Below are 26908 nucleotides of genomic sequence, written 5' to 3' on the forward strand. Positions count from 1 at the left end.
CGGAGGACTCCATGACTGGACATGAGAAAGGTGTGCCGATCCAGGAAATGCGCCGTGACAAGCGCGTTGACCCCGAGCACCGAATGCGTCTCGACGCGGCAATCCATCGCCAGGGTCGCGGCTGGTTCACTGGCCGCGACGGCGGTCGCCCATGGCAACTGTCACGCACCAATCGCGTGGTCGCCTGCCTCGGTGCGCTAATGATTCTGGTGCTGATCTCGCCACTGCTGCTGGGTCTGGCACTGGTCATCAAGTTCAGCAGCCCAGGTCCGGTGATGTTCGTGCAAAAGCGTACCGGTTACCGCGGCCGCAAGTTCGGCATGTACAAATTCCGCACCATGGTCGCCAACGCCGAAGAATTGAAAGAATCGCTGCGCCACCTCAACAAGCACGGTGCCGACGCCATCGATTTCAAAATCGACCACGATCCGCGCATCACCCGCATCGGCGGTTTTCTGCGGCGCACCAGCCTCGATGAACTGCCGAACCTGATCAACGTGGTGACCGGTGACATGCGCCTGGTCGGCCCTCGCCCGACCTCGTTCAACGCTTACCGCTACAAGGACAATCACCTCGCCCGTCTGGCGATCTACCCCGGCATGACCGGCCTGTGGCAGATCTCCGGACGCAGCAATATCGACTTCGACCAGCGCGTTGAGTTGGACCTCAGCTACATCGCCGAGCAGAGCCTTTTGCTTGATCTGAAGATTCTGTTGAAAACCCCCTTCAAAGTATTCAGCGGCCACGGAGCAAGCTAATGGACGGTTCAACCAACAAAAGCCTGAGCATTGCCAACCCCAGCGAATCGAACCTGACCTCGACCGTGCTGGATCTCGACCTGCGGATCCTGTTCCTGACCGCCGCAAATCCCGGCGCCGGCACCACCACCAGTGCCTTGGCGCTGGCCAGCCAACTGGCGCAAATGAGCAGCGGCCAGGTGCTGCTGGTCGATGCCAGCCAGTCGGCGAGCAACCTCACGCAGCAGCTGAACCTGAGCAAGGAGCGCGGCCTGCGCGACTTGCTGTTCAACCCGGACAACCCGCCGCTGTTGCAGGACTGCGTGGTGCAGGTGTCGAGCCTGCCCTTCCACGTGCTGCCCAATGGCCGGCCGATCCGCACCATGGAACACCTGACCGCCGAGCGCCTGAGCCCGTTGCTCGATCAATTGGGCAGCCAGTACCGCTTCGTGGTGATCGACGGCGACGCGGTGTATTCCGCTGCCGACACCCTGGTCATCAGCACTCAGGTCGACGGCGTGGTGTTTGTCGTACGCGCCGAAGACACCCGCTGGGAAGCCGCCCAGGCCGCCGTGCAACGCCTGACTCAGGCCGGAGCCAAAGTGGTCGGTAGCGTGTTCAACCGGCGCAAGTACTACATGCCCAAATGGCTTTACAAAAACCTCTAAGCGAACGCGAAGGATGACGCCATGAACGCCAAGATTCTTGTGCTGCTGATGCTGCCGCTTGCAGGCTGCTCGAGCACCTCCGAAACCCAGAACATGCCGGTGAATATCCTCACCGCCACCCCGGCCAACGCCCAGGCGACCGATATGCCGAAGATCGAGCAGACCCTGCGCCCGCAGGACGTGCTCGACGTGATCTTCCATATCAGCACCAGCGGCTCGGACGCTTACCGCGTGCAGTCGGGTGACCAGATCGGCCTGAACTTCACCGCAGCCAGCCAGCTCAACGGCAATCAACTGGTACTGCCCGACGGCACCATCGAACTGCCGGGCGCCAACACCTCGGTGAAAATCGCCGGGCTGACCAGCGATCAGGCCCGCGAAGAAATCCAGCGCGCCTATCAGCGCAAGCAACTGTTCCAGCCCAACCGTAATCAGCTGACCGTGCAAATCATCAGCCCGCTGACCAATGAGCAAAACCTGAAAAGCGCGCTGAACCACCCGGCCACCGGCATGAGCCGCGAGATCACTGTCGGCACTGACGGCTACGCGAGTTTCCCGGAAATCGGCGCCGTGCCGCTGCAAGGCATGACCGTCAATCAACTGGAAACCTTCCTCAACCAGAAATACGCGCAACTGCCGGGCCGGATGACCGTGGACGTGCTGTTGAAATCCACCGCCGGCAACGAAATCTATGTGCTGGGCGAAGTCGGTCAACCAGGTTCCTACCCGATCCGCCGGCCGGTGTCGGTGCTTGAAGCACTGACCTTGGCCCGAGGCACCAACGTCAAGGCGCGCCTGGATTCGGTGGTGATCATGCGGCGCAATGGCAATCAGGTGCAGGCGGTGCATTACGACGTCGAAAAAGCCTTGTCCGGCGATGCCTCGCAAATCGCTTACCTGCAACCGGACGACATGCTGTTCGTGCCAAAAACCAAACTGGCCAGCGCCGGCGAACTCGCTCGCCAACTGGCCGATGTGGTGCTGTTCCAGGGCGTCGGGTTCAGCTTCGGCTACCGCGTCGACAACAAAGGCAGCAACAACAACTGACTCTCAGGTGACCGACATGAATCCAAAGGAAAACTACCTGCATGAGTTCTTCAGGATCTTCTTCGCCAACAAACAACTGGTGAAACGGGTCTTCCTGATCTTTGCAGTCATCGCCCTGCTCCTGCCGCTGGTGCTCAAACAGAGCTTCGATATCACCGCGCAGGTGATCGTGCAGTCGAAAAAACTCTCCCAGGGTGACGCCACCACGTCACTCACGGTGGACAACGCCACGTTCATTCCGCCGTCGCTGGCGGACATGGAAACCGAGAGCAACATCCTCCGCTCGCCGGCGCTGATCCGTCAGACCATCAGCGAACTGCGCGACAAGGGCGAATACACGCCTTCGCCGGGCATTTTCAGCAGACTGGTGGCCGAGCCGTTCAAGCGCTACGTCACTTCACCGCTGCGCCAATACGTGATCAATCCGCTGCGCAATGTGCTCGGGCTGGACACCGATCCGGTTCGTGACACCGCGCTCGACGCCTTCACCCAGCAAGCCATCGATAGCCTGAAAATCGAGACCCTGCCCGGCTCCAACGTGATCTCGATCATCTACAGCTTCCCCGATCCGCATCAGGGCACGACGTTTGTTTCAGCCTTGCTGCAGAACTATCTGTTCAGCCGTCAGGCCTTGCAGTCGATCGACTTGCCGCAGTCCTTCTATGAGTCGAAAAAGCATCTCTACCAAGTGCGCCTCGACGGCCTGGAAGGCAATCGCCAAGCCTTGCTGGAAAGTGTCGGCTCGTCGGATCCGAAGGAAGAAATCACCTTCCGCCTCAACGCGATCAACACCGAAGAGCAAGCCCTGAACCTGTATCAGGATCGCCTGTTGCAGAGCCAGCGCTGGCTCGAATATCTGAAAACCGCGTTGGCTGCGGCCAGCAACAACAAGCTCAACGACTACACCTTCCCCTACACCTTCACCACCACCGTCGACAACGTGGCGTTCGAAGATCGGGAAATCAAACAGATGGGCGAGCAATTGACCACCCAGGTCAGCCGCTACATGAATGATCTGGCGGTGTTCCAGCCCGGCAGTGAACCGATGCTGCTGACCCGCGAGCAGATTGCTCGCACCCGTGGCCAGTTCCTCAAAGTGGTGAGCAACCGCATCCAGGAGCGCACCAACGATCTGGCGGTGGTCAAGCAAGTGATCGATCAGAAAACCGCGCGCATCGCCGAGTTCAAGAACCGCATCCACGAGTTGCAGCAGACGCAAAGCAAGCTGCGGCAGATGGACACCGAAATCGATGCGCTGCACGCCGCCTTCTCGACTTACGCCCAACGTTTCGCCGAAAGCAGCACCACCGGCGCGCTCAACGACGATCTGTCCAACGCCCGGGTGCTCAGCCCGCCGTTCGAACCGACCGAAGCAGCGTTCCCGAAACCGGGCCTGATCATTCCATTCGGTTTGTTCACCGGGTTGTTGCTGGCGATTGCCCTGGTCTACGTGCGTGAGTTCTTCGATCACCGCTTCAAACACCCGGCGCAAATCAGCCACGAACTGGGTCTGCCGGTGCTGTTGGTGATCAACGACCAGAACGCGCTGCCGAGCAATCCGCACAAGAACTGGACGGTGCCAAGCTTCCTGCACTGGGTGCGCAATTGAGCACCGCATCCTCCCCGACTGCCGCGCTGCCGATCATTCATTTGCTCAGCAGCGGCGGCTTCTATGGCGCCGAGCGCATGTTGCTGGATCATTGTCTGGCGACGCCGGGTCAGCATCAGGTGCTGTTCCTCGACGCGCCGCCAGAACTGATCGCGCGCTTTCGCACGGCCGGGGTCGACTGTCGCGGCTGTGCCGGGCTGGGAGAATTGCTGCAGTATCTGCGTCAGCGCCGCAGTGAAAAACCGCTGATCAATACGCACAACTTCAAAGGGCTGTTGTTCGGTTGGGTCGGCGCAAGCCTGTTGCGCCTGCCGCTGGTGATCACCCAGCACGGCTTCACACCGCGCAGTCGCAAGCAGAAGTTCTACACCTGGCTAAGTCTGCAACTGTGCCGCACCGCGTCGGTGGATCGGGTGGTCTGCGTGGCGGAAAGTATCGCCGCGCTGCACCGTCAGGCCAGCGTCCGCGCGGAGAAATTGCAGGTGATCCCCAATGGTTTGCCAGCCGCTGCGGCGCTGGTGCCTGACGCGGATCGGCAGCGCTGGCTGGTCGGTTACGTCGGTCGTTTGAGCAGCGAGAAAGGCCCGGATCTGTTTCTTGATGCGCTGATTCCGCTGTGTCACCAGCATCCACAACTGGATGCGGTGATGCTCGGTGACGGCCCGGAACGCGAAGTGTTGCAGACGCGGATCGACAATGCCGGTTTGCAGCAACGTATTCGTTTGCCCGGTTATCAGATCGCCATGCAACCGTGGTGGCGGCAACTCGATGCGCTGGTGATCAGCTCGCGCACCGAAGGCACACCAATGATTTTGCTTGAAGCCATGCAGGCCGGGGTGCCGGTGGTGGCGTTCGGCGTCGGCGGCATTCCCGATGTGCTCGAGCACCGGCACAACGGCTTACTCGCCACACCGGCCGACTGCGCCGCCCTCGCCCGTCAGCTCGACACGTTGCTGAGCGAGCCGAAACTGGCCCGGCAACTGCGCGACAACGCAAAACGCACACAACAGGATCGCTACGACCTCAAGGCGCTCGCTGAGCGCTGGTCGCAGCTGTACATCCGCACGGCACGGGAGGCACGCGCATGATTTTCCCGCTCTCGATCGTCAGTCTGCTCGGTCTGGTCTGCATCGGTTTGCTGGCCAGCCCTTATCCGTTTCTGGCGCCGGGGGCGGTGCTGGGCCTGGTGGGATTTGCGCTGCTGTACCGCAAGCCGACCTGGGGCCTGCTCGGCATTGCTGCACTGGTGCCGTTCGAGGGCTTTTTCAAGGACACGTCGTTCTCCGGCAGCAAGCTGATCGGTGCTTCACTGGCGGTGATCCTGATGCTGCAACTGGCGTTGCACCAGATTCCCTCGGAGCGCCTGCGCAGCAATATCTGGCGCTTCCTGATCTGGTTTCTGGTGCTGTACTTTCTGAGTTTGCTCAACACCGATGACCTGGGCATGTCGCTCGGCCACCTGCGCGAGCTCAGCGTCGGTCTGATTCTGTTTGTCATCACCCTGTTGATCGGCCGCGAGCTGAACCTCGATCTGTTCGCCCGGCTGGTCACCCTCGCCGTCAGCACCACCTGTGCGATGGCAATGTTCTCGACCAAATTTCAGGATCAGGGTCGCGCCGCCGGACTGCTCGAAGACCCCAACGCGTTCGCCCTGCTGATCGCCTTTGCGATTCCGCTGGGGCTGCTACTGGTGATCCGCAGCCCGAACCTGCTGCACCGATTGTTCTGGGGCGGTTGCTGCCTGATGCTGTTGGGCGGCATGACCAAAACCGAATCGCGCTCGGGTCTGGTGGTCTTGGCCTTGAGCCTGCTGATCGGCTGCTGGCATTACCGCACCCAACTGACACGGATTCGCCCTCGGCATCTGGGCTTCGCCATGCTTGGCGCGGCGATCGTGATTCCGCTGGCGATCTACGCAATGCCCGCCGGTTACATGGCGCGCATCCAGTCCCTGAGTATTCTCAGCGCCGGTTCCAAGGCTCAGGACGAATCCCTCGGCCGCCGCGCTTCGTACATCGTGGTTGGCAGTCAGATGATCCGCGAGAACCCACTGCTCGGCTCCGGCCCCGGCACCTTTCCGCTGCACTACGCGACCACGGGTTACGCCAAGGCGTTTTCGGCCAACCGCAAAATCGGCGACCTCTATCGTCGTGCGCACAACACCTACCTGGAAATCTTCAGCGAACTGGGGATTCCCGCCGGGCTGTTGTTCGTCGGCATGCTCGGTCTCGGCCTGTACAACCTGATCCGCGCACGCGCCGCGTGGATGTTGCGCCGCGAATGGCATCAGGCCGACATGATGACCCACCTCGGTGTGAGCTTCCTGTCGCTGACCTTGTTCCTGATGTTCCTCAGCGCACCGAACCAGAAATACGTGTGGATCATGCTCGCCATGACCAGCGTCCTGCGCCTGAAAGCCGAGCAGGCGCCCCTGAGCACGGAGGCAAAGGCATGAGCCGCATCAGCATCGTCATCCCGATGTTCAACGAGGCGCGGCACATTGGCCGCACCTTGCTTGCCGCGCAAAAAGCTGCCCATGCGGCCAATGTCGAGTGCGAGTTGATCGTGGTCGACAACGGCTCGACCGATCAGGGACCACACATCGCCCGCCAGTTCGGCGCGCAGGTGCTGGTGCAGCCGGGTTTGTTGATCGGCGCCCTGCGCAATCGCGGCACGGCCATCGCCACGGGTGAATGGCTGGCCTTCATCGACGCTGACATTGAAATGCCGGAGAGTTGGCTCAAGCCGTTGTTCGACATTGAGGCCAGCGGCCAGGCCGATGTCTTCGGCCTTGATCTGCACACCCCCGCCGAAGCGCCGTGGTACGCCACAGCCTGGCAACGCCGCACCGCGCGCGCGTCGTCGCAGGCGTCCCACGTCGTTGACTGGCTGCCCAGCTCAAACCTGCTGATGCGCCGGGGCTGGTTCGACAAGGTCGGCGGTTTCAACGAAAGCCTGCGCACTGGCGAAGACAAGGAATTCACCCTGCGCCTGCACGAACAGGGTGCGCGGCTGCTGTCGATCAATGACAACGTCGCCCTGCATTGGGGTTACGAAATGAACTGGCGCGAATGGATGGGCAAGGAGTTGTGGCGTCAGGGCAGTCACCTGCAACTGCTGCGCGCCCATGGCTTCAGCCTGCGCCTGTTGCGCTTTCCGGTGCTGTCGCTGCTGGTGTGGTTGCTGGACTTTCTGGCGATTTCGGCGCTGCTCGATGGCTTTCCGCATCACGCGATCGTCATGGTCAGCCTGACACTCCTACCGGGACTGGTGCTCAGCCTGCGGCAAAGCTCCAAACACCGCAATATCGGCCTGACCCTGCAGCTGTGGGGCCTGCATTGGGTGCGTCTGCACCTGGCCGGCGCCGCGTTCATTCTGAGTCTGTGTCATTGGAACGCCAGGAGGCCTGCCCGTGGCTGAATTCATTTTCTGGATGTGCCTGTTGCTGCCGGTCTACGCCTATATTGGCTACCCGCTGCTGCTGACGATTCTGGCGCCACTGTTCCCGGCCTGGCGTCACACGCCGGCGCCGCCATTGAGCGTCAGCATCGTGATTGCCGCGCACAACGAGGCGCGGCACATCGAACACAAGTTGCGCACCTTGCTGGCGCAGGATTACCAGCCGGCCTCGCTGCAGATCATTCTCGCCAGTGACGGTTCGACCGATGACACCGTGGCCTGCGCACACAAGATCGTTGATCCGCGCATCACCGTCCTCGATCTACCGCGCCAAGGCAAAGCGGCGACGTTGAATGCCGGCGTGGCCCTCAGCACCGGCGACATTCTGGTGTTCACTGACGCCGACAATCAATGGTCGCGCGAAACCCTTGGGTATTTGCTCGCGCCACTGAGTGATCCGAATGTCGGCGGTTGTGCCGGGCACATGGTGATTCCGGTCACCGGCGGCGGTTTGAGCGTGGGTGACAGCCTCTATCGGCATTACGAAGGCTGGCTGCGCCGGGTCGAGAATCGCACCGGGTGCATGGTCTCTGCCGACGGCGCCCTGCTCGCCCTGCGCCGCGAGTTGTTCCAGAACGTGCCGGCCGAGGTCAACGACGATTTCTTTATCAGCACCTGCGCGCCGGTCGCGCACAAACGCATCGTCTACGTGCCGGAAGCGCAAGTGATCGATCACGGTGTCGATGAGGCTGACAAGCAATTCCGCCGCCGTCAGCGCGTCACCGTCGGTGGTCTGCAAAGCCTCGCCCAGCGCCGCGAACTGCTCAATCCGCTGAAATATGGCCTGTATTCGATCGCGCTGATCAGCCACAAATTGATCCGCCGTCTCGCACCGATCCTGTTGCTGCCGCTGCTGCTGAGCAACTTCTGGCTGTGGGAAGACCACGGTTTCTATCGCTTGGCCCTGATCGCGCAACTGTTCGGCTATGCCGTGGCGATTGCCGGTTTGCTGGATTCGCAACACCGCTTGCCGAAACCCTTCCGCCTCGCCGCGTTTCTGCTGGTCACCCTCGCCGGGATGAGTCTTGGCCTGTGGCAGTTCCTGCGCGGTCAGCGGTATGCCCAGTGGAATCCGGAACAGAACCGTTAAGAGGACCGAAGCCATGGCGATCAAACAATTACTCAAACGCACCAGTGGCTGGCTCTATCTCAACTCGTCCATGGGCCGCAACCAACTGCACGGCGCCGGGGTGATCCTGATGCTGCACCGGGTGCTGTCGAACGACCGCGCCGCCGACCTGCCGCATCGCAACGAACTCTGCGTAGGGCCGAAAGCCTTCGAGCATTTGCTGATGTGGCTGCGCAAGCATTTCGATTGCGTGCCGCTGATGGAAATCCTTCAGCCCAACTCACTGCGTACCGAACGCCCACGGGTGGCATTGACCTTCGATGACGGCTGGCGCGACAACGCGGTGAACGCCTTCCCGCTGCTGCAAAAATATCAGGTGCCGGCGAGCATTTTTCTCTCCACCGATTTCATCGGCAGCCGTCAGCGCTTCTGGTGGGAAAGCCTTGGCGAAACCCTGTGGGGCAGTCATGGCGACAAGGCGCGGATGCATTTGATCGAATGCCTGCATGCCATGCATCACCCGTTGCCGGTGCTGCTGGATGACATCGACGTCGACCGTCGCAGCCTGGCATTGCTCCATTACCTGCAAGGGCTGAAGTCGATTGACTCGCAGGAGCTGGAACGGCTGACCGATGAATGCCCGCAGGAGTCGCAACCGCAAGCGCTGGACTGGCATCAGGTGCGCGCACTGGAGGCGTCCGGGCTGGTGCGTTTCGGTCCGCACGGCGCCAGTCACGCCATCCTCACCGGTCTCGACGATGTGCGCCTGAGCGAAGAAATCAGCCGCAGCCGTGACGCCCTGCACAACGGCTGCAATCGTGCGCTGCCGGTGTATTGCTACCCCAATGGCGACAACGATGAACGCGTGCGCCAACAGATTGCCCGTCACGATTACCCGTTTGCGCTGGGCACCGGCACCGGCATTTATCGCGGCGAAGGCGATCCGCTGAACCTGCCGCGCTTCGGTGTCAGTCAGCGCACCGCGCGTAATCCGGAATTGCTGTCGTGGCGGATTTTTCGCGGGGCGCGGCCATGAGCCGAAGCAATTACCTCAAACATTTGGCGCTGAGCATGGGCACCAAACTGGCGATGATCGCCCTGCGTTTGCTGCGCAATGTGCTGCTGGCGCGGATTCTCGGGCCGAGCGAGCGCGGGCTGTTTGCGTTGCTCAGCACCCTGCCGGATCTGATCAGCGCCGCCACCAGTGGCGGCCTGAATTCGGCGGTGGGTTATCAGGCCGCCAAGCAGCGGCCGATGGGTTTGTTGCTGAGTCAGGTGTTGGTGTTCGGCTGTTTGCTCGCGGCGTTGCTGACCTTGCTGGTGGTGGCACTGGTGCGTGAGTTTGGCACCGAGCTGGATGTGACGATGCAGCTCGGTTTGCTCGCTTGGCTGTTGTTGCTGGCAGTGCCGCTAACGGTATTGAAAAGCGGCCTGCTGACACTGCACAACGCCTCGGGTGGCGTAGTCGCATTCAATGCCTTGCGCCTGGTCGAGTCGCTGGCGCCGCTGTTGCTGTTTCTCGCATTGTTCTGGATGTGGCAAAGCGCGGCCCTGGAAGCGGCGCTGATCAGTTGGCTGGCCGGCATCAGTCTGGTAGTGCTGGTCGGTTGGGTCTGGCTCAAACGCGCACAACCGTTGCAACTGCAATGGGACCGCGCCAGCCAGAACGAACTGCTGCGCTACAGCGCGCGCAGCCATCCGGATCTGTTGTTTCAGCAAGTGATCCTGCGTTCGGATTACCTGTTCATCGGCGCCCTGCTCGGCAGCACCGCCCTCGGTCACTACGCCATGGCCAGCGCCGCTGCTGAATTGCTGTTGATCGTCCCGGAAGCGGTGACCACGCCACTGATGAAACGCCTGCTGCAGCAAGACGAAGGCATGGACAAGGTCACGCCGCTGGCCCTGCGCCTGACCGCCACGGTGATGCTCGGCGCGTGCCTGACCATGGCGGTGATTGGCGAATGGCTGATCGTCACCTTGTTTGGTGCGGCGTACCAACCGGCGTATCCGGCGCTGCTCGCCTTGCTGCCGGGGCTGTTGGGCCTGTGCTACGCGAGCATTTTGCGTCTGGACCTGTTGGGCAAGAATCGTCCCGGCACGGTGTCGTTGCTGATGGGCCTCGGTGCCCTGCTCAATCTGGCGCTGAATCTGGTGCTGATTCCGGCTTACGGCATCGTCGGCGCGGCGGCGGCTTCGTCGATTGCCTACCTGGCGGTGACCGTGGCAATGCTGGTGCTTTACTGCCGTTTGAGCGACGTGCCGTTCTGGCAAACCCTGATCATTCTGCCGCGCGACGTCACACCGATGTGGCTGATGCTGCAACGGCGCAAAACCGCATGAAAGGCCTGGTCTTGCTGTTCGGTCTCGGCCTGTCGCTGGACGCCTTCGCGGCGTCGATGCGCTGGGCCGAGATTCGTGACGGCAGCCTGTATCTGCAAACCGATCGTCCGGACACGCTGACCGTGCGCTGGACGCCGGCGTGGCAGGCCGATGCCAATGAAGAGCATCTGTATTTGCTCGATGGCCAGGGCAAACTGGCAGGTGATCGTTTTATAAAGGCCAGTGAAATTCGTGGCAGTCAGAGCTGGCCACTGCTGCCCGGCGCGGCGAGTTATCGACTGGAAATTCCCGGCTACAGCTTTCGCAATTACCGCGTCGAACATGACGAGCACACGGTCGCGCTGTTCGCCCCGGCGAAAGTGCATTTCAGCGTCGACACCCGCAACGGCGACGAGTTGTATTTCAAGGTTGCGCCAGGTGAACACGCGGTGCTGGCGGGCAAGTTTCACGGAGGTGTCAGCGGGTTGCAGGCACAGCGGGTCGGCGCTGAGCAGCAACTGACGCTGGCATTGAAACCGTATCGCGCCTACTGGCAGTTCGATCAGGTCGCCCTGCCCGTCAGCGAGCGCGAGCAAGTCTGGCGTCTGCGTCTGCAAGGCAGCGGCAAAGCGGCGTTCTGGCTGGATGGCACGGCCAACCTGTTCGCGCAGAACCCGCAGCAACTGAAAGCGCTGCGTGAAGACGCCGGTCAGACGCATCTGGTCTTGCACGACAAAGTGCTCGGGCGCACGCCGGATCTGGGCATCGCCCTGCCCTACTTGATGCCGCCACCCGCCAGTCATGCCGCGCTCGATGCGCTGAAACCGACGGCGGCGAGTTACTACAGTTTTGTCGACGTGACGGCGAAGAATCCGCAGTTCGAAGACGCGTTCCGTCAGGTGTATCAGGAGCGTTTCGGCATCAGGCAGGACATCACCTTGCTCGCCGGCAGTCAGCGCCAGGCTGACTTGCGCGCCGATGTGCAAAGCAACGGCGGGCTTGATGCGTGGTTAGCCAGCACCCGAGCGCTGGGTGGCAAGGGCACCCACTACATCGGTTTTGCCGATGAGCCGAACCTCAACTATTCCAGTTACCCGCAGTATCAGGCGATTTTCACCAGCATGGCGCGGCAGGTGCGCAGCGATCCGGCCAATGCCAAGGCCGGCGTGCGCATCGCCATGCCGGCCAGTTCGCGGCTGGTCAACGGGCCGTTTGCCAATAACGCTGCGGACAAGCGCGGCATCGATTGGGCACGGCGTCTGCTCAGCGAATCCGGCGATCAGGTTGACGCGCTGGCGTGGCACGAATGGATGATCCGCGACCTGCTCGCCACACGCGTCTATCGCGACAGCGTGCGCCGCGCGGCCGAATTGGTTGGCCTCGATGGCAAAGGCCAGCCGCGCAAAGCCTTGTTGCTCGACCAGACCAATCTGTCCAGCGGCTCCAGCCTCAGCCCTTATGATCAGGAAACCCACTACACCTCGCTGTGGTGGGCGTCGGTGGTGATCAACGCGTCGCAGGATGGCTTGTTGACGATGCTCAACTGGTTCCAGGCCGCCGATGAGCCGCAGTACCCCAAGGGCATGCTGCGTGTCTCGGCCGATGAACAACACTTCGAGCTGAAGCCGGTAGGCCTGGCCCAGCAATTCATAGCCCAACACTGGCTGCATCAAGTGCTGTGGCTGGAAAACGATGCCTTTGAAGTCGATGTGCTGGCGATGGCCGGCGACGATCAGCGCGGCTTGCTTGGGGTAAATAAAGGCACTCGGCTGCAACGTGTAGACCTGGCCGGCGCCAAGTGTCCGCTGAACAACGGCGCCCTGCGCTACTTCGGTGCTGACAATCGCAGTCGCGACGCGCCGTTTACCTGCCAGGACGGGCGTGTGCGTTTCGAGCTGCCGGGGCAAACCCTGTTCGCCCTCGGCTGGAGCGCTTCATGAACCGTCCGTTGATGTTCAGCCGCGCAGGCCTGTGGCCGCGCGATGCCTCGTCATCAGGAGCCAAAACCATGAACATGCTAAGCAAACTGACTGAACACCTGCGGCAGAAAGGACTCACTGCTACCGCCAAAAAAGCGTGGAAACACTACATCTTTTCCCATCAGGAACTGCTGTGGATGGAGCGCGATCTGGTCAGCCCGGTGCCGCCGCACAACCTCAAACCGTACCCGCCGCTGCGGGTGGTGAAGATCACGGCGGACAACGCCAGCGCCTTCGCGCGCTACTTCGGCGACCGCGTCGGCACCATGGCGGAGCTGGCCAAAGAAGGTCACACCGGGCACATGCACCTGGACGATCAGGGCGATGCCGTGGCGTTTATCTGGGGCAGTTCGCGGGACTATTTCGACCGGCACTATTACGGTTGCATGTTTCCGGTGAAACCCGGCGAGTTCTTCGAGTTCGGCGGTGAACTGACCCGCGCCTACTGGGGCAGCGAGTTGTCGGTGGATCTGCAACTGGAGCTGTGGAAAGCCATGGCTGCACAGGGTTGCGACAAGGTTGTCGACGTCTGCGAATTCCACAACATCCCGGCGCTCAAGCTGCACTTGCGCATGGGCTATACCGAGCAGAACCGCATCATGAATGTGTACACCTTGTTCGGTCGCTGGCGTTTCTACCGCGAAAGCCGCTACAGCGGTTCGCGTCTGGAGGCGCTGCGCAAACCTTCCCGTCCACCCGTAACAGCCACGGCGGCCTGAGTCTATGGTGACGCGATTCGAATGGCGCACTTCGCTGTGCGCCGCCGATTTCCCGGAAGCAGCGTATGAAGCGCTGCGCCTGCGGGTGACGGATCACACGCCGTTCAACCACCTCGGCTGGTTGTGCGCGGCCGAGCAGGCCCTTGGCGCGGATGAGCGTTTGCACACTCTGCTGGGGTGGGAAGCGGACGAATTGCGTCTGTGCCTGCCATTGGTGGCGAGTCGCGAGCGCTTTGCCGGCCTGCCGTTCCGGGTCGTGCATCACTTGGGGTATCCACTGGCCGATCGTTTGGCGCTGTTGTCTTTGCTTGGCCATGAAGACATGCGCAAGGCCTTGCTGTTGATTCACCAACGGCTGCCCCACGCGTTGCTGCAACTCAATGAGTTGTCCGAACCTGCGGGTGAGGAAAGTGCGCTGACCGAATGGATGGCGCGCAGTTCCACCGCTGAACGACGCCTGAGTTGTCGGGTGCCGGTGCATCTGATCAGCGAGGCCGATCATCAGGAAGTCTCCGGCGACCCGCGCTACAAGCTGCGGCGGGCACGCAAGCGGATCGCCGCGTGCGGTGCCGAAGTGCGGCGCATCGTACCCGATGCGTTGAGCATGGGCCCGCTGTTAAAGGTCATCAGCGACGTCGAAGCGGTGAGCTGGAAAGGCGACGAAGGCGTGGGGATTTTCGCTAGCGAACGCAGCAGCCAACTGATCGAGCGCGCCTTCACCGCCCTCGCCGGCCAGGGCCTGGTGCGGGTGGTGACGCTGGAACTGAATGGCCACTGCATCAGTTATCGCCTCGGTCTGCTGGAGCAAGGACGGCTCTACGATTACAACCTCGCCTTCCTGCCGCAATACGCCGATCTGGGCAGCGGCCGGGTGTTGCTGGAGGAATGGATTCGCTGGGGGCTGGACGACAACTGGCGCTGGATCGACGCCTCGCGGGTCAGCCTGGAAAACTCCAGTCATCAACTGCATGAACGCATGACCGGACAACTGGAGCACTGGCGCTGGAGTTTTTATTCCTGGCGGCCGAGTGGTCTGGTGCTCGGCCTGGGCCTGCGCCTGTGGCATCGCCTCAAACCGCACGTACAAGCCTGGCGCGCCCGTCGTACCGAGCCTGCGAAACCCACACCGAAACCTGTCGCGATCACCACGGAGGGCGAACATGCCTCGCCAAGTCATAGTCAACGCTGACGATTTCGGCCTTAGTCCGAACGAAAATTCGGTGATCTTCGCCGCGTTTCAGGCTGGGGTCATCAGTTCTGCCACCGCCATGGCCAACATGCCGGCGTTCGAAGCGGCGTGTGCCATGGCGCGGCATCCGACGTTGCAAGGTCGGGTCGGGCTGCACTTCAACCTGACTTACGGACGACCACTGAGCCTGGGGATTCTGGCGCGTCGCACCTTTTGCGATGACTTCGGCGTGTTTGACCTCAGCCTGCCCCGCCACAGTTTCTGGCTGGGCCGCGAGGATCGCGAGGCGGTACGCGAAGAATTGCAGGCGCAGTGGCAGCGCTGCGTCGATCACGGCATGCGTCCCAGCCACATCGATTCTCACCAGCACGTGCACAACATCTGGCCGATCGGCGAGATCGTCGCGCGGTTTGCCGCGCATCAAGGTGTACCGATTCGGCTGGCGCGCAACCTGGGGCAGAACCTCAATTTGCCCAAACGTGTGTTCAAGGGATTGCTCAATTGGCGTTTGCAGAGTCTGGCCGGCGTTACCGCCGACTATGTGTGCACGCCGATCGACCTGCGCAACGGCAACGCGCCGACCGACGGCGTGCTGGAAATCGTCGCCCACCCGACGCAACTCGGCGCCGATTTCGGTGACGCCTATCTCAACCCGAACGAGTCATTGAGCCTTGTGCTAGAGCAGCGGCTGACGGGCGTTGCGCGGGTTTCCTATAGCGATCTGAACAAGGATTTTCTACGCGGGGCGACGGCACTCGATTGAGTTACACACGTTGAAATACTTTCCAAAGTGGCCCTTTGAAATTAAATGGCCGGCGTGATCTATACCCACAAAAGCACCATCCACCACACCCGGGCTGCGGCCACGGAGGGCATCATGAGCGTGATCGAAAAACTACAAGAGCGCATCCGGCAAAAAGGCTTCGGCCGCACGTTCGGCACGTTGTGGAAACGCTACGTGTTCTTCCATTGGGAACTGTTGTGGATGGAGCGTGACCTGGTCAGCCCGGTACCGCCGCACAAGCTGCGGCCTTACGACGGGCTACGCAAAGTCGATATCACGCCGCAGAATGCCATCGCGTTCACCAAGCATTTTGGTGACCGGGTAGGCACCATGGCGGAACTGGCGGCCGAGGGTCACACCGGGCACATGTACCTCGATAAGGATGACCACGCCGTTGCGTTTATCTGGGGCAGCATCCGCGACTATCACGACCGGCACTATTATGGCTGCACCTTCCCGGTGAAGCCCGGCGAGTTCTTTGAATTCGGTGGTGAGATGACCCGTGCGTATTTCGGCAGCAGCCTGTCGGTGGACGTGCAGGTGGCGCTGTGGGAGGCGATGGCGGCGCAGGGTTGCGACAAGGTGGTGGATGTTTGCGAGACGCACAATATTCCGGCGCTGAAGCTGCATCTGCGCATGGGTTACCACGAGCAGGGCCGCGTGATGCACGTTTACTGCCTGTTCGGGCGCTGGAAGTTTTTCCGCGAAACGCGGTATGAGGGTTCGCGTCTGGAACCGCTGCGCAAACCAGGGCGGCCGGTGGTGAGTGCGGCGGCGCAGGCTTGATTCAACTCTGAAAGGTTGTGGCGGTCATGAGGCCGCCTTCGCGAGCAGGCTCGCTCCTACATTTGAAATGCATTCCCCTGTAGGAGTGAGCCTGCTCGCGATGAGGCCGGTAGCCGCGCTGATTATTTTCAGGCCTTGATGGCGACCAAGGTAAAACACATCGGCAGCTGCGCTTCCTGATTCAAATACCGGTCATACGCCTCTTCCCGATTCGAATGCGCATACTCCCTGAAGTGCGCAATATTCAGCCCTGCCCCGATGGCACCACCGAAAATCGCCCCCAGCGTGTGCACAAACCAATACGACTTCGCCGCCTGCTGTTCAACCTTGCCGACATAGACAATCGGTTCTTCCTGCACAAACGGCTCGGCGCGGAAGTACGAACTCGCGAGGCGATAGGGATCTTCCCCATCCGGGTCGACCATTTCCAGAAACGGGTGGGTTTCGTAGATCACCAGTTTCCCGCCCGGTTTCAGCGTTGAAGCGACATGGCGGAAAAACTCGCCGATGTCCGGCATCCAGTTCAAAACACCAATGGTGATCAGCGCCACATCGAAGCGATTGTGCAAGGACGCTGGCAAATGATGGATATCGCTTTCGATGAACTCGGCTTTGTGCGGTGAACGCTTGTTCAGCTCGCGGGCCTGTTCTAGAAACGCCGCCGATTGATCGACGCCGACCACGCTTCTGGCACCAAGCGCAAACAGCGAGAGACTCTCACGGCCATTGTTGCAGCCCAGTTGAATCACATCCTTGCCATCGACCTCCAGCAACCCGCTCAGGGTCTCATCGAGGCAAGAGAAATCCGCCTGTGCGACTTCGCCGAGCAAGGCCTGCCAATCAGGCGAATCCTGGTGATGGCGGGCGGAATCGTTCCACGCCTGTCGATTGCTTTCGATGGCGGTTTTATTGTTAGGCACTTCCATGGCGCACTCCGGACGATGCTCGTGATTGAGCGGATCCGAGTCTAGATCAGCCCGGCAATTGCGGTTGTTGCAAACTTGTAAGCCAATTCCTGCGGCAACTCCTACATATCAGGGTGTTCTGGCCTACAAATGTCGGCGAATTATCAAAACAGATAAAGGACACGGCTGACTATTCAACTCTGCTCACGTGGATACCCTCACAAAGCGCAGTCATCCGACGCGCACAAAAATGGCTAAGGAGGTTTAACCATGAGCCAGACTTTGACGAATTTCGACGTGATAGCACTGCTGGACAGTGACGAAGCCATCAACGAATACCTGTCTCAGGTTCTTGCAAATGGGGATAACGAAGAGTTTCTTCGCGCAATCGGCTATGTGCTCAAGGCCTGCGCACAACCGGAGCATGTGATCAATCACCCGGTTGTTTGAATGTCGGGCAGCTATAGTTAATAGCCTTGGGGAAAACCGCACTCGCAGGTGCCGCCATGCATATGCTCGATCGGCTGTTGTTGACCGGCTGTCTGCTCGCTGCCACTCAGGCGCAAGCGCTGGACAGCAATTTCAATTATTACGGGCCGAACCAGCCCTTCGCCCACCCTGCCCCGTATTCACTGAGTTCCACGCCGCCCAAGCCTTACGACGATACGGCGCCGCAGGATTTTGTAGTGATCCCGGGTGACCATGAGTTCTACGATTCACAACTGCCGACTGTGGCGGACGCGACGGTGCGGGTGTTTATCCGCACGTACGATGCCGAGCGCGGGATTTATGTGAATGACGAGGTGCTGGATCCGGGTTGTTTGCTGGAGTGTTTGAGTCGGCAGCAGCATTGATCCGGGTTGCTCACAACATCTGCGGCACCACCGATCCCTTGTAGGAGTGAGCCTGCTCGCGATAGCGGTGTGTCAGCAATAAAGAGGTCGACTGACACACCGCTATCGCGAGCAGGCTCACTCCTACAGGGGAAATGCGGTGTGCCTGGGTTACCACTGCCGTTTATCCGGGCGGGCGAGGCCGAGTTTTTCGATGCGGTAGCGCAGCATGTCGCGGCTCAGGCCCAGCAGGCGCGCGGATTTGGTGACGTTCCAGTCGGTCTTGTCGAGCATTTTGCGCACCATGTCGCGCTCGACTTCCGGCAGGTTCATCGATTCGGTGTTGCTCGCCGGACGCGGTTCGTAGTGCATCGGTGCTTCATGAATATGCAGCGGCGGCTCGTCGACCAGGCTCATGCACACGTTGAGCTGATGCGCAGCGATGGTGTCGCTGGGCGCCAGCAACACGGTCTGCTCGAGCATGTTGCGCAGCTCGCGCACATTGCCCGGCCAGGTGTAACTGAGCAGCAGCTCTTCGGCCTGCTGACTGAAATGCAGATTTGGTTTGCCGTAGCGTTTGCCATGACTGGCGAGGAAGTGCCGCGCCAGCAACAGAATATCGTCGCCCCGGGCATACAGGCGTGGCACTTTGATCGAAATGATCCGCAGGCGGAAAAACAGATCACGGCGGAATTTGCCCTGCTGCACCATCTGTTCAAGGTTGCAGTTGGTCGCACTGATCACCCGCAGATTGACTTTGCGCTCCTTCACCGAACCGACCCGGCGAATGGTGCGATCCTCCAGCAACTTCAAAATCTTCGCCTGCAAGAGCAGATCCATCTCGCCAATCTCATCCAGAAACAGCGTGCCACCATCCGCGGCTTCCACCAGACCAACGCGACGATCCTTGGCGTCGGTGAACGCACCTTTCTCATGGCCGAACAGCTCCGACTCGACCAGATTCGATGGAATCGACGCGCAGTTGAATTCAATGAACGGCCCTTTGCTACGCGGACCGTCGAAGTGCAACGCGCGGGCCACCAACTCTTTGCCGGTGCCGGTCTCGCCTTCCACCAAAACCGGCGGTAGATCGGTGTTGGCCATGCGTCGCTCGGCGTCGAGCAACTGGCCGATGGTATTTTTCAGGTACTGCATCGGCGCCGAGTCGCCAATAAGCGCCTGCACCCCAGACTTCTGCGCCTCGCGCTCCTGATAGAACGACAACGTGCGCTCCATCCGTTCGGTGGCCAGGGCCTTGTCGAGCAGCAGTTTGAGTTCCGTCAGCGCCACCGGTTTGGTGACGTAGTGAAAGGCGCCCTCCTTCATCGCCACCACCGCATCTTCGACGTTGCCGTAACCGGTCATCATGATCACTTTGAGATCCGGCGCGCTGATGCGCAGCTTCTGGATCAGGTCGTGACCGCTCATGCCCGGCAGCGAGTTGTCGGTCAGCACAATGTCGGGCATGAAGGTTTCCAGTTGCGCCAACGCGTCTTCGGCCGAATGGCAGACGGTCACCTCGAAGTCCTTGCGCTCCAGGTAGGTCTGAATATTCTCGGCCAGCAGTTCGTCATCCTCGACCAGCAGAATGCTGTGTTCCATATTCCCCTCCCGATGCCACTTTGAAGTTGAGACTGACGCGGGTTCCCTCCTGCTCGCGGCTGGTCAGCACGACCGAACCTTCAAAACGCTCCATGATTCTTTTGACCAACGCCAGACCAACCCCGAGGCCGCCCTGTTTGGTGGTGAAAAACGGTTTGAACACCAACAGTTGCTGCTGCGCGCTCATGCCCTTGCCGGTGTCGCTCACGGTCAGGCGCACGCGGTCGGACTGCGGCGATTCGAATTCGACGCTGAGCACACCGCCCTTGGGCATCGCTTCCAGGGCGTTGGCAAACAGGCTATTGAGGATTTGCGTGAGCAGCACCTTCTGGCTGACGACCGGCGCGCAATTCTGCGCAGTGAAGCGCACTTCGACGTTGCAGCGTTTGATCAATGCTTCGAAGGCGCCAACGGTGTCTTCGACCGCCATCACCAGGTCCACCGCCTCGCCGTCGTCGTTCATCGGCCGCAGCGACACCAGCAACTCGCGCACCCAGCGCGACATGCGATCGACCTGGCTGATGATGTCGCCGATGTTGCGCTGCGCACCGGGGCTGGCGATTTCCTGGGCCAGTTCGGCGCTGGAGCGAATGGTCGCCAGCGGATTACGCAGACTGTGCGCCACCGCCGAAGACATCTCGCCGAGGGCGACAAAGGTTTCATTGCTGATCAACTGTTGCTGCTGGCTCTGCAGCAGTTTCGCCGCGCGGCGGACGATCCAGAACAACGCGAGAAAGATCGCCGCACCACCGAAACAGGTCGCCGCCCAGATCGAGGCGAATCCACGGTCGATGCGGTCGACCAGATCCGCCGGTTCCTTGTAGATCTCGACCATGGCGACGACTTTGCTTTTGTCGGCGTTGAACATCGGGATGTAGTTCTCGATGAACAAATACTTCGGCTCGCGCAGTAACTGCTGCTCGGGTTTCTCATCGTCGATCTTGTGATAACTGGAAGACACCGCGACTTTCATCTCGAACGATTCGTCGAGTTCGTCGTCATCCTCGAATTTGACCCCGATCAGTTCCGGATTGGTCGACCAGATCACCGTGCGATCCAGCGCGTACACCGTGGCCAGGAGAACGTCGGGCAGGTGTTGGACATGGTCGAGGAACTCGGCGCGGGCGGCTGCATGGGCAACGGGATCGACATCGGGAAAGTTGTCGTCCTGGCGCGGGTCGAGCATTTCGCCCATGGTGCGCGCCGGGGTGATACCGGCGTGGCGTATTTCCGCTGCGCCGATGGCCTGAACGAATTGCGCCGTCAGCAACGCATCGCGCTCAACGCTTTCAGTGACGATGAAGCGCGTGGAGATATAGCCAAGGCCCACCGCCACGGCGGCAATGATGAAAAAACTCGCGAGCGAGAACCAGCGCAGCAGATTGAACTGTTCACGCCAGCTCTTGCCCATTGCCGCCGGGGTGTCCGGCGCAGGTGTTTGTTGTGCTTCCAGTCGCTGCATGGGAGTGCCCTGGAGGTTTTGTATCGAGCCAGTTACTGCCATCAGTGTAGGTGGCTCTGACCGCGACACACGGTTCAATGATGCTATTTCGCCGCTACCGCATCTGACTCACCGTCGCGGCTGAATCGCCCGGTTTTACTGGCGTCAATGCACCGTCAGCCACGGCCGGGGTGGACGGTTGTTGACGCTCGGTTTCATCACGGAGGAAATCGATGATCGACTGCGCAGATGCCTCGTCGAGACGCAGGTTGGGCATCGGAATTCGCTCGAACTGTTCGTAGAGTTGCTGGGCAATCGGGTCTTTTTCCGCAAGCAGGCGATCCGGCTCGCGGATCCAGCGATTCAGCCACTTCGGATCACGGTGACGGGTCACGCCGATCAGGTCAGGGCCGATGCTGCGCATGCCAAGGCCCTGGCCATCCATTGGGCCGAGGCTGTGGCAGGAGGCGCAGCGGGTGCGGAACAGTTCTTCGCCATTGCTCGGCGGACGAATGTCCGGGGCGTTGGCGTAGCTTTCCTCGATGCTTGGCTGCTTCCAGTTCTGCAAGGTGTTGGCCAGTTGATCGGCGAGGATCCACGGGTTTTCGAACGGCGAGGCTTTCATCCAGCGCCCGGTGGTCTGGTTGCCGACTATCAGGCTGAGGTTGTGGTCCTTGTTGCGGCCGTTGTCGACGCCTTCGATAAACAGCCCGAGTTTTTTGCGCAGGTCGGTGACGTCTTCGAACTCGCCGGTGAGAAACCTCCAGCCGGGGCCGACTTTGAAGCGCTGCGAATAGGCCTTGAGCACTTCGGGCGTATCACTGAGCGGATCGATGCTGATCGAGTAGAAAAAGATGTCCTGGCCAACCCGATCACCGAGCAGTTTTTGCACCTGGCGCAGGCGCGCGGTTTCCAAGGGGCAGGAATCGCTGCACGAAGTGAAGATGAAGTTGATCACCACCACTTTGTCTTTGATCAGGTCATCGAAGAAATGCACCTGCTGACCGTCCTGATCGGTCAGCAAGGTGTTGGGGAAATAGTCGCCACCCCACGGGGTGGCGGATTCGCTCGCCGCTGGTGGCTCGCCGACGCTGGCCTGATGCGCCAGCAGCACACGGCTGGCGAACACACAGACCACCAGCATCAGCACCAGGTGCATGCCCAGCGCCCGGGAGCGCGGGGTATGCACGGGTTGGCTGTCACCGTGGCGACGGTTCATGGCTTGATCACCACTTGTGGGCCCATACCGTCGCCGCTGCGGAAGGTAGGCAGCGCGGCCGAGTTGACGTAGCGCACACCGTCCCAGCTTGGCAGTGGGGTTGGCATCAGTTGCAGCTGACCGGGTTTCTCCAGGTCCCAACGCAGCAGCATCGAGTTGTCCTCATGCTGAGTGTTGTGGCAGTGCTCCATGTAGGTCCCGGCGAACTCGCGGAAGTTGATCGCCATCTCGACGTTGTCCAGACCATCCGCTTCAGAACCAATCCGATAGACATCTTTGCGCGCCCATTTTTCCCATTCCGGCGGTGCCTTGCCGCCGCGACTGAGAATAATGCCCTCCTCGAAGTGCACGTGCACCGGATGGCTCCAGCCCGTGCCGCCAGCCTTGATCTTCCACACCTCCAGCGTACCGAACCCGGTGACACCGGCATCGGTCGGGCCACTGGACAATTGGGTCGAGGCATTGAGTCGGCGTGGGTCCATGTGGAAGCCGAACCCGCCGTCAGTCTTGACCGTCCACGGCGCTTCATCGGTGCCGTCGGAACGGCCGAAGGTGAAGGTGCGGTGGCGAGCCTTGGCCAGCAGGGCTTTGTCGGCGGCGTTGTCGCGATGGAGTTTCAGCGGGATCATCACCAGCCCTTCAGCCTTGCCCGGTTTCGCCGGTTCGTAGGCTGCCGGGTTCATCGCCAGATCCTGACCGGTGTAAGCCTTGACGTTGAGCTGCAAGACCTTGCCCACCGCCGGATCGCCTCTGTCCCATTGCGGGCCTTTGCTGGTCTGCTTGATCACTGCCAGGTATTTTTCCGACAGGATGTCGCCCAACGGAATGACCTCTTTGGGTCCCTTGCCGTCGTCGTGGGCCTGCAGGTTGACGAAAAACAGCTTGTCCCCCGGCTTGATGCCGTTTTTCGAGAAGTTGACGATGATATCGAAGCGCTCGGCGATGCCCTGGGTCGGCAGGATCGCGTTGTGGTTCTGTTTATCGCCATCGGCGTCGAGGTCCATGCTGCCGTCGAACGGCACGCTGTGCTCCATGATGTTGCCGTCGTTGGCGATCATGTGGAACGGCACGCGGCTGTAGGTCACGCCGGAGTTTTTCGGCCCTTGGAACTCGCCGCCGCTGCCTTTGATTTCCCGCACCAACGCCAGTTTGAAGTAGCGCGACACCGAGCCATTGAGGATGCGGAAGCGATAACTGCGCGCACGCACGTCGAGGGCCGGTTTCCACTGCCAGTTGACCAGCACCTGATCACCGAGGAAGCCGTCGGTGTTGAACGGGTTGAACCACAACTGGCCTTCCTGATCCCACGCCTTGTCGGCGAACACCAGATTGACATCGTAGTCACGGTTACCCCATGGCAAGGCGCTGCCACTGGGGAATCGCAGGTTGACGCCGTCGTTCACCGACTCGTTGCCGCGATCCAGCGCGCTGTAGTAGTTCATCATCGCCGCGTTGCCCTTGTAGACGTTCTGCGCGGTGAAATCGAGCATGTGGTCATGGAACCAGTGGGTGCTCATGGTCTCGCGCCAGTCGCCGCGGATCTTGATGGTGCCGTTGTCACAGGTCTTCTTCGCCGGTGCGAGGTCGTTGACCCACAGGGTTTCGCCCGGTGCGCACGGGAACGCCGCGCGCGGGTCTTCGGCCTTGGTGTTGATGCTGTCGTAACCGGCGAGCTGGATCGGCCAGCGATAGTCATAGAACTGCCCCGGAAAGAAGAACGCGTTGGCATAACCGTCGCTTTCTGCCGGCGCGTGACCGTTGTGCTCGTGGGTGCTGATGGTGTGCAGACCGAAACCACGGTTGGCCGACGGATCGATCGGCAAGCCGTTGTAGTGACGCATCATCACCGGTTGGCCGTAGCGCACCATCAACAGTTTCGGCGGCAGCGTGCCGTCGAAGGTCCACACTGCGTTGTGGTTCTGCACCGGCATGGCCGGGTGGAAACGCGGGTCGACGCCTTTCGCAGTACCGTCAGTCAGCGGTACACCCGCGACGTTGTGGTACAAGCCGCCGGGGCCGAATTCGCCCACCGCGTAATGGTGCATTTGCACGCTGTCACGCAGGCCACCATTGAGGCGCGCGCCGGTCTGCGCGGTTTTATAGGCGACCTGTGGGTAGAACTCGTTCCAGCGCTGGTGTGCCCAGCCTTTTCCTGGTGGCCGGCCTTCAGCGGACGAGCCGATGTGGCGATTGAGGAACACTTCGATCTGCGCCTGCCACGGGTTGCGGTCGACCACGTTAGAGAACTGGCTGGGAAACGGCGTCAGCCCCGGTTGGCGCAAAAACGCATCAAGGACGGTGCCGGGTGGCGCGCTGCGGGCGACGTTGTTCGGGTCCTGAGCCGGTGCCGGGCCGATCGCAGCGGGCGGAAACGGCAATGGCGCGGCCGGGGTGGTCGGGTCGAGTTTTTCCGGGCCGAACTCTTCGAACAGGGTCAACTGCTGGGTGAACGGCTGCGCGCCATAGAGCGGGCTCGGCTTGCCGTTGGTGGGGTAGTTGAAACTGGTCTGCACGGCCGGCGGCAGGACGTTCTCCGTGCGTGTCGAGGCACGGGTGCCTTTGACGCCGTCGGGCAAATCGAAGGAGTCTTCGTTGGCCTCGGGCATGGTCAGGATGGCGTTGAGCGCCGTCGGTTCGTCTGCCGGCTCGTCGTAGTACACCGACGGGTCGGAGGTTTCTGGCTGTCGTTCGTCATCGATCGGACTGGCGCGAACGCCGGCCATGGTGCCGAGGGTCAACATCAGAAAGACACTCAGAGGCGTCAGCAGAAAGGTATTGCTTGGGTTACGCGTTGTTCTGTCCATCACCAGCCGCCTCATCAAGGAAGGGGTGATGGTGTTTTGCAACTAGTGCGCCAAGAAATTATTTCCAGTTGTAACAGGGACTTGGAAGGTCTGCGGGTTTCCCCACTCCCCGGTGACCGGGGCTTGACACCCAGTGATGGGGGAAGTTCATAAATTTTTGCGGCGTTTATAAACCTGTGTAGGAGCTGCCGAAGGCTGCGATCTTTTGATCTTGGTTTTTAAGATCAAGATCAATAGATCGCAGCCTTCGGCAGCTCCTACAGGGGGAAGATGTGAATCAGGGGACCAGTTGAAACGCCAGACGAACGGTGGTGCCCTCACCTTCGCGGCTGTCGAGGGTCACGCCGCCGCCGAAGCGCTCCATGATGCGTTTGACCAGCACCAGACCGACCCCGAGGCCGCCAGACTTGGTGGTAAAAAACGGCCGGAACGCCATGGTCCGTTGTTCTTCGTTCATGCCTTTACCCGTGTCACTGAGCACCACGCACACGCCACGGTCATCACTCGGTTCGAGGCTGACAGTCAATGTGCCGCCCTTGTCCATCGCCTCCAGCGCGTTGGCCAGCAGGCTGTTGAGGATCTGCGTCAGTTGTACCGGTTGGCTGAGCACCATCGGCGTGTGTTGCGGATGAAACACCACCTGCACGCCGGCCTTGGCGATCTGCTGTTCAAAAGCGACAAGGCTTTCGTGCAGCGCCGCTACCAGGTTCACCGGTTCCGGGTCATCGTTGAGCGGACGCAGGGACTGCAGCAACTCGCGCACCCATTTCGACATGCGGTCGACCTGGCCGATGATGTCCTTGATGTTCTTTTCTGCCGGGCCGGCGTCGAACTCCAGCGCCAGTTCGGCGCTGGAACGGATCGTCGCCAACGGGTTGCGCAAACTGTGCGCCACCGCAGAAGACATCTCGCCCAGTGCGACAAAGGTTTCATTGGCGATCAGTTGTTTTTGCTGGGCGGCGAGCAGAATCGCCGCGCGCCGGACGATCCAGTACAGGCCCAGGTAAATCAGCCCGCCGCCGAGCGCAGTGGCCAGCCAGATCAGGGCCAGCCCGCGCTCCATGCGCGCGATCAGGTCTTTGGGTTCCTTGTAGATCTCGACCATCGCCGTGACGTTCTTGCCCTCGGCGTCGAACAGCGGAATGTAGTTCTCGATAAAGATGTAATCCGGCGGGATGACGAACTTCTGCTCTTCCCGGGCCTTGTCGACATCGTGGTAACTGGCCGACACCGGAATCTTTTCGTTAAAGGAGCGATCAAGGTCTTCGTCGGCATGGATGCTGGTGCCGATGAGCGCTGGGTTGGTCGACCAGATCACCTGGCGGTCCGGCGCGTAAATGTTGGCGAGAATCACGTCCGGCAGGTGTTCGATGTGGTCGAGAAATTCACCGCGCGCACCTGCCCGGGACTGCGGGTCGACATCGGGAAAATCCTTGTCCTGACGTGGATCGAGCAACTCGCCCATCGTGCGGATGTTGGGAATCGACACGTGGCGCACTTCGGCAGACGCGATGGCCTGGATGAACTGCGCGGTGAGCAAGGCATCGCGCTGCACGCTTTCTTCGATCACGAAACGCGTTGAAACCGCGCCTAGTGCGATGGCCACGGTGCCGATCACGGCCATGCTGATCAGCGAAAACCAGCGCAGCAGGTTGAACGGTTGCTTGCGCGAACCCAAGCGTAGCGTGCCCTCCTCAACCGGAAGCGATTTCGACTGCATGTTCATGGCGGCGACTTCC

At 60.8% G+C, this 26908-nt stretch carries 22 protein-coding genes and 1 pseudogene; 17 read left to right on the forward strand and 6 right to left on the reverse strand.

The annotated features are described in order from the left end of the window. The first annotated feature begins 11 nt into the window (after window positions 1-11). The 15 genes from BMY54_RS24560 (at window position 12) to BMY54_RS24630 (ending at window position 16365) form a co-directional block, all read left to right on the forward strand. Window positions 12-758 (forward strand): sugar transferase, encoded by a 747-nt coding sequence (locus BMY54_RS24560; protein ID WP_093439148.1) that lies wholly within the window; start codon window positions 12-14, stop codon window positions 756-758. Then, on the forward strand, window positions 758-1405 hold the full coding sequence (locus BMY54_RS24565) for a CpsD/CapB family tyrosine-protein kinase (protein ID WP_093439152.1): 648 nt from the start codon (window positions 758-760) through the stop codon (window positions 1403-1405). The genes BMY54_RS24560 and BMY54_RS24565 overlap by 1 nt, the downstream gene beginning before the upstream one ends. 21 nt (window positions 1406-1426) lie before the next feature. Next, entirely contained in the window at window positions 1427-2452 is a 1026-nt protein-coding gene (locus BMY54_RS24570; protein WP_093439157.1) for a polysaccharide biosynthesis/export family protein, read from the forward strand. 16 nt (window positions 2453-2468) lie between these two features. Next, window positions 2469-4061, forward strand: coding sequence for a GumC family protein (locus tag BMY54_RS24575; protein ID WP_093439161.1), 1593 nt, complete (start codon window positions 2469-2471; stop codon window positions 4059-4061). Continuing rightward, window positions 4058-5149 carry a glycosyltransferase family 4 protein gene (locus BMY54_RS24580; RefSeq protein WP_093439165.1) on the forward strand — a complete coding sequence of 364 codons (1092 nt, stop codon included), beginning with the start codon at window positions 4058-4060 and terminating at the stop codon, window positions 5147-5149. Before BMY54_RS24575 ends, BMY54_RS24580 begins: the two co-directional genes overlap by 4 nt. Next, window positions 5146-6516: an O-antigen ligase family protein gene (locus tag BMY54_RS24585; protein ID WP_093439168.1), complete on the forward strand. Its 1371-nt coding sequence runs from the start codon at window positions 5146-5148 to the stop codon at window positions 6514-6516. The genes BMY54_RS24580 and BMY54_RS24585 overlap by 4 nt, the downstream gene beginning before the upstream one ends. Next, window positions 6513-7481, forward strand: coding sequence for a glycosyltransferase (locus BMY54_RS24590; RefSeq protein ID WP_093439171.1), 969 nt, complete (start codon window positions 6513-6515; stop codon window positions 7479-7481). The genes BMY54_RS24585 and BMY54_RS24590 overlap by 4 nt, the downstream gene beginning before the upstream one ends. After that, entirely contained in the window at window positions 7474-8610 is a 1137-nt protein-coding gene (locus BMY54_RS24595) for a glycosyltransferase (protein ID WP_093439173.1), read from the forward strand. The genes BMY54_RS24590 and BMY54_RS24595 overlap by 8 nt, the downstream gene beginning before the upstream one ends. 13 nt (window positions 8611-8623) lie before the next feature. Further along, window positions 8624-9625: a polysaccharide deacetylase family protein gene (locus tag BMY54_RS24600; RefSeq protein ID WP_093439176.1), complete on the forward strand. Its 1002-nt coding sequence runs from the start codon at window positions 8624-8626 to the stop codon at window positions 9623-9625. Continuing rightward, entirely contained in the window at window positions 9622-10929 is a 1308-nt protein-coding gene (locus BMY54_RS24605; RefSeq protein WP_093439482.1) for a lipopolysaccharide biosynthesis protein, read from the forward strand. Before BMY54_RS24600 ends, BMY54_RS24605 begins: the two co-directional genes overlap by 4 nt. Beyond that, window positions 10926-12848 (forward strand): hypothetical protein, encoded by a 1923-nt coding sequence (locus tag BMY54_RS24610; RefSeq protein ID WP_093439179.1) that lies wholly within the window; start codon window positions 10926-10928, stop codon window positions 12846-12848. The genes BMY54_RS24605 and BMY54_RS24610 overlap by 4 nt, the downstream gene beginning before the upstream one ends. A 68-nt stretch (window positions 12849-12916) precedes the next feature. Then, a complete protein-coding gene (locus tag BMY54_RS24615; protein WP_093439486.1) occupies window positions 12917-13606 on the forward strand; it encodes a GNAT family N-acetyltransferase in 690 nt (229 codons plus the stop codon). A gap of 4 nt (window positions 13607-13610) precedes the next feature. Next, window positions 13611-14795, forward strand: a complete 1185-nt coding sequence (locus BMY54_RS24620) for a GNAT family N-acetyltransferase (RefSeq protein WP_093439182.1) — start codon at window positions 13611-13613, stop codon at window positions 14793-14795. Then, entirely contained in the window at window positions 14767-15558 is a 792-nt protein-coding gene (locus BMY54_RS24625; protein WP_093439490.1) for a ChbG/HpnK family deacetylase, read from the forward strand. Before BMY54_RS24620 ends, BMY54_RS24625 begins: the two co-directional genes overlap by 29 nt. A gap of 114 nt (window positions 15559-15672) precedes the next feature. After that, the gene (locus BMY54_RS24630) at window positions 15673-16365 is read left to right on the forward strand and encodes a GNAT family N-acetyltransferase (protein WP_093439495.1); all 693 of its coding nucleotides are present in this window, start codon (window positions 15673-15675) and stop codon (window positions 16363-16365) included. Window positions 16366-16493: 128 nt separating this feature from the next. Here BMY54_RS24630 and BMY54_RS24635 read toward each other — a convergent pair whose 3' ends face one another. Further along, on the reverse strand, window positions 16494-17291 hold the full coding sequence (locus BMY54_RS24635) for a class I SAM-dependent methyltransferase (protein ID WP_093439186.1): 798 nt from the start codon (window positions 17289-17291) through the stop codon (window positions 16494-16496). A 249-nt stretch (window positions 17292-17540) separates the two neighbouring features. Here BMY54_RS24635 and BMY54_RS24640 point away from each other — a divergent pair. Together BMY54_RS24640 and BMY54_RS24645 are read left to right on the forward strand one after the other, a co-directional pair. After that, a pseudogene (locus BMY54_RS24640) lies at window positions 17541-17678 on the forward strand (DNA-binding protein); the annotation flags it as partial. 98 nt (window positions 17679-17776) lie between these two features. Further along, window positions 17777-18124, forward strand: coding sequence for a hypothetical protein (locus tag BMY54_RS24645; RefSeq protein ID WP_093439192.1), 348 nt, complete (start codon window positions 17777-17779; stop codon window positions 18122-18124). Window positions 18125-18274: 150 nt separating this feature from the next. On the opposite strand, the gene BMY54_RS24650 is transcribed toward BMY54_RS24645, so the two are convergent. The 5 genes from BMY54_RS24650 to BMY54_RS24670 form a co-directional block, all read right to left on the reverse strand. After that, a complete protein-coding gene (locus tag BMY54_RS24650; RefSeq protein WP_093439195.1) occupies window positions 18275-19705 on the reverse strand; it encodes a sigma-54-dependent transcriptional regulator in 1431 nt (476 codons plus the stop codon). Beyond that, window positions 19674-21167 (reverse strand): sensor histidine kinase, encoded by a 1494-nt coding sequence (locus BMY54_RS24655; RefSeq protein WP_093439198.1) that lies wholly within the window; start codon window positions 21165-21167, stop codon window positions 19674-19676. Before BMY54_RS24655 ends, BMY54_RS24650 begins: the two co-directional genes overlap by 32 nt. Before the next feature lie 94 nt (window positions 21168-21261). Next, window positions 21262-22365: an SCO family protein gene (locus tag BMY54_RS24660; protein WP_093439201.1), complete on the reverse strand. Its 1104-nt coding sequence runs from the start codon at window positions 22363-22365 to the stop codon at window positions 21262-21264. Continuing rightward, window positions 22362-25169 carry a multicopper oxidase domain-containing protein gene (locus BMY54_RS24665; protein WP_093439204.1) on the reverse strand — a complete coding sequence of 936 codons (2808 nt, stop codon included), beginning with the start codon at window positions 25167-25169 and terminating at the stop codon, window positions 22362-22364. Before BMY54_RS24665 ends, BMY54_RS24660 begins: the two co-directional genes overlap by 4 nt. 277 nt (window positions 25170-25446) lie before the next feature. Continuing rightward, window positions 25447-26895 (reverse strand): sensor histidine kinase, encoded by a 1449-nt coding sequence (locus BMY54_RS24670; RefSeq protein ID WP_093439207.1) that lies wholly within the window; start codon window positions 26893-26895, stop codon window positions 25447-25449. Window positions 26896-26908 lie beyond the last annotated feature (13 nt).

Source organism: Pseudomonas sp. ok266 (genome assembly GCF_900110195.1).
GTDB classification, from domain to species: Bacteria; Pseudomonadota; Gammaproteobacteria; order Pseudomonadales; family Pseudomonadaceae; genus Aquipseudomonas; species Aquipseudomonas neuropathica.

Coding starts and splice junctions, on each gene's coding strand:
- BMY54_RS24560 (WP_093439148.1), top strand. CDS start 12: ATGACTGGACATGAGAAAGGTGTGCCGATCCAGGAAATGCGCCGTGAC.
- BMY54_RS24565 (WP_093439152.1), top strand. CDS start 758: ATGGACGGTTCAACCAACAAAAGCCTGAGCATTGCCAACCCCAGCGAA.
- BMY54_RS24570 (WP_093439157.1), top strand. CDS start 1,427: ATGAACGCCAAGATTCTTGTGCTGCTGATGCTGCCGCTTGCAGGCTGC.
- BMY54_RS24575 (WP_093439161.1), top strand. CDS start 2,469: ATGAATCCAAAGGAAAACTACCTGCATGAGTTCTTCAGGATCTTCTTC.
- BMY54_RS24585 (WP_093439168.1), top strand. CDS start 5,146: ATGATTTTCCCGCTCTCGATCGTCAGTCTGCTCGGTCTGGTCTGCATC.
- BMY54_RS24590 (WP_093439171.1), top strand. CDS start 6,513: ATGAGCCGCATCAGCATCGTCATCCCGATGTTCAACGAGGCGCGGCAC.
- BMY54_RS24600 (WP_093439176.1), top strand. CDS start 8,624: ATGGCGATCAAACAATTACTCAAACGCACCAGTGGCTGGCTCTATCTC.
- BMY54_RS24605 (WP_093439482.1), top strand. CDS start 9,622: ATGAGCCGAAGCAATTACCTCAAACATTTGGCGCTGAGCATGGGCACC.
- BMY54_RS24610 (WP_093439179.1), top strand. CDS start 10,926: ATGAAAGGCCTGGTCTTGCTGTTCGGTCTCGGCCTGTCGCTGGACGCC.
- BMY54_RS24615 (WP_093439486.1), top strand. CDS start 12,917: ATGAACATGCTAAGCAAACTGACTGAACACCTGCGGCAGAAAGGACTC.
- BMY54_RS24620 (WP_093439182.1), top strand. CDS start 13,611: ATGGTGACGCGATTCGAATGGCGCACTTCGCTGTGCGCCGCCGATTTC.
- BMY54_RS24625 (WP_093439490.1), top strand. CDS start 14,767: ATGCCTCGCCAAGTCATAGTCAACGCTGACGATTTCGGCCTTAGTCCG.
- BMY54_RS24630 (WP_093439495.1), top strand. CDS start 15,673: ATGAGCGTGATCGAAAAACTACAAGAGCGCATCCGGCAAAAAGGCTTC.
- BMY54_RS24635 (WP_093439186.1), bottom strand. CDS start 17,291: ATGGAAGTGCCTAACAATAAAACCGCCATCGAAAGCAATCGACAGGCG.
- BMY54_RS24645 (WP_093439192.1), top strand. CDS start 17,777: ATGCATATGCTCGATCGGCTGTTGTTGACCGGCTGTCTGCTCGCTGCC.
- BMY54_RS24650 (WP_093439195.1), bottom strand. CDS start 19,705: ATGGAACACAGCATTCTGCTGGTCGAGGATGACGAACTGCTGGCCGAG.
- BMY54_RS24655 (WP_093439198.1), bottom strand. CDS start 21,167: ATGCAGCGACTGGAAGCACAACAAACACCTGCGCCGGACACCCCGGCG.
- BMY54_RS24660 (WP_093439201.1), bottom strand. CDS start 22,365: ATGAACCGTCGCCACGGTGACAGCCAACCCGTGCATACCCCGCGCTCC.
- BMY54_RS24665 (WP_093439204.1), bottom strand. CDS start 25,169: ATGGACAGAACAACGCGTAACCCAAGCAATACCTTTCTGCTGACGCCT.
- BMY54_RS24670 (WP_093439207.1), bottom strand. CDS start 26,895: ATGAACATGCAGTCGAAATCGCTTCCGGTTGAGGAGGGCACGCTACGC.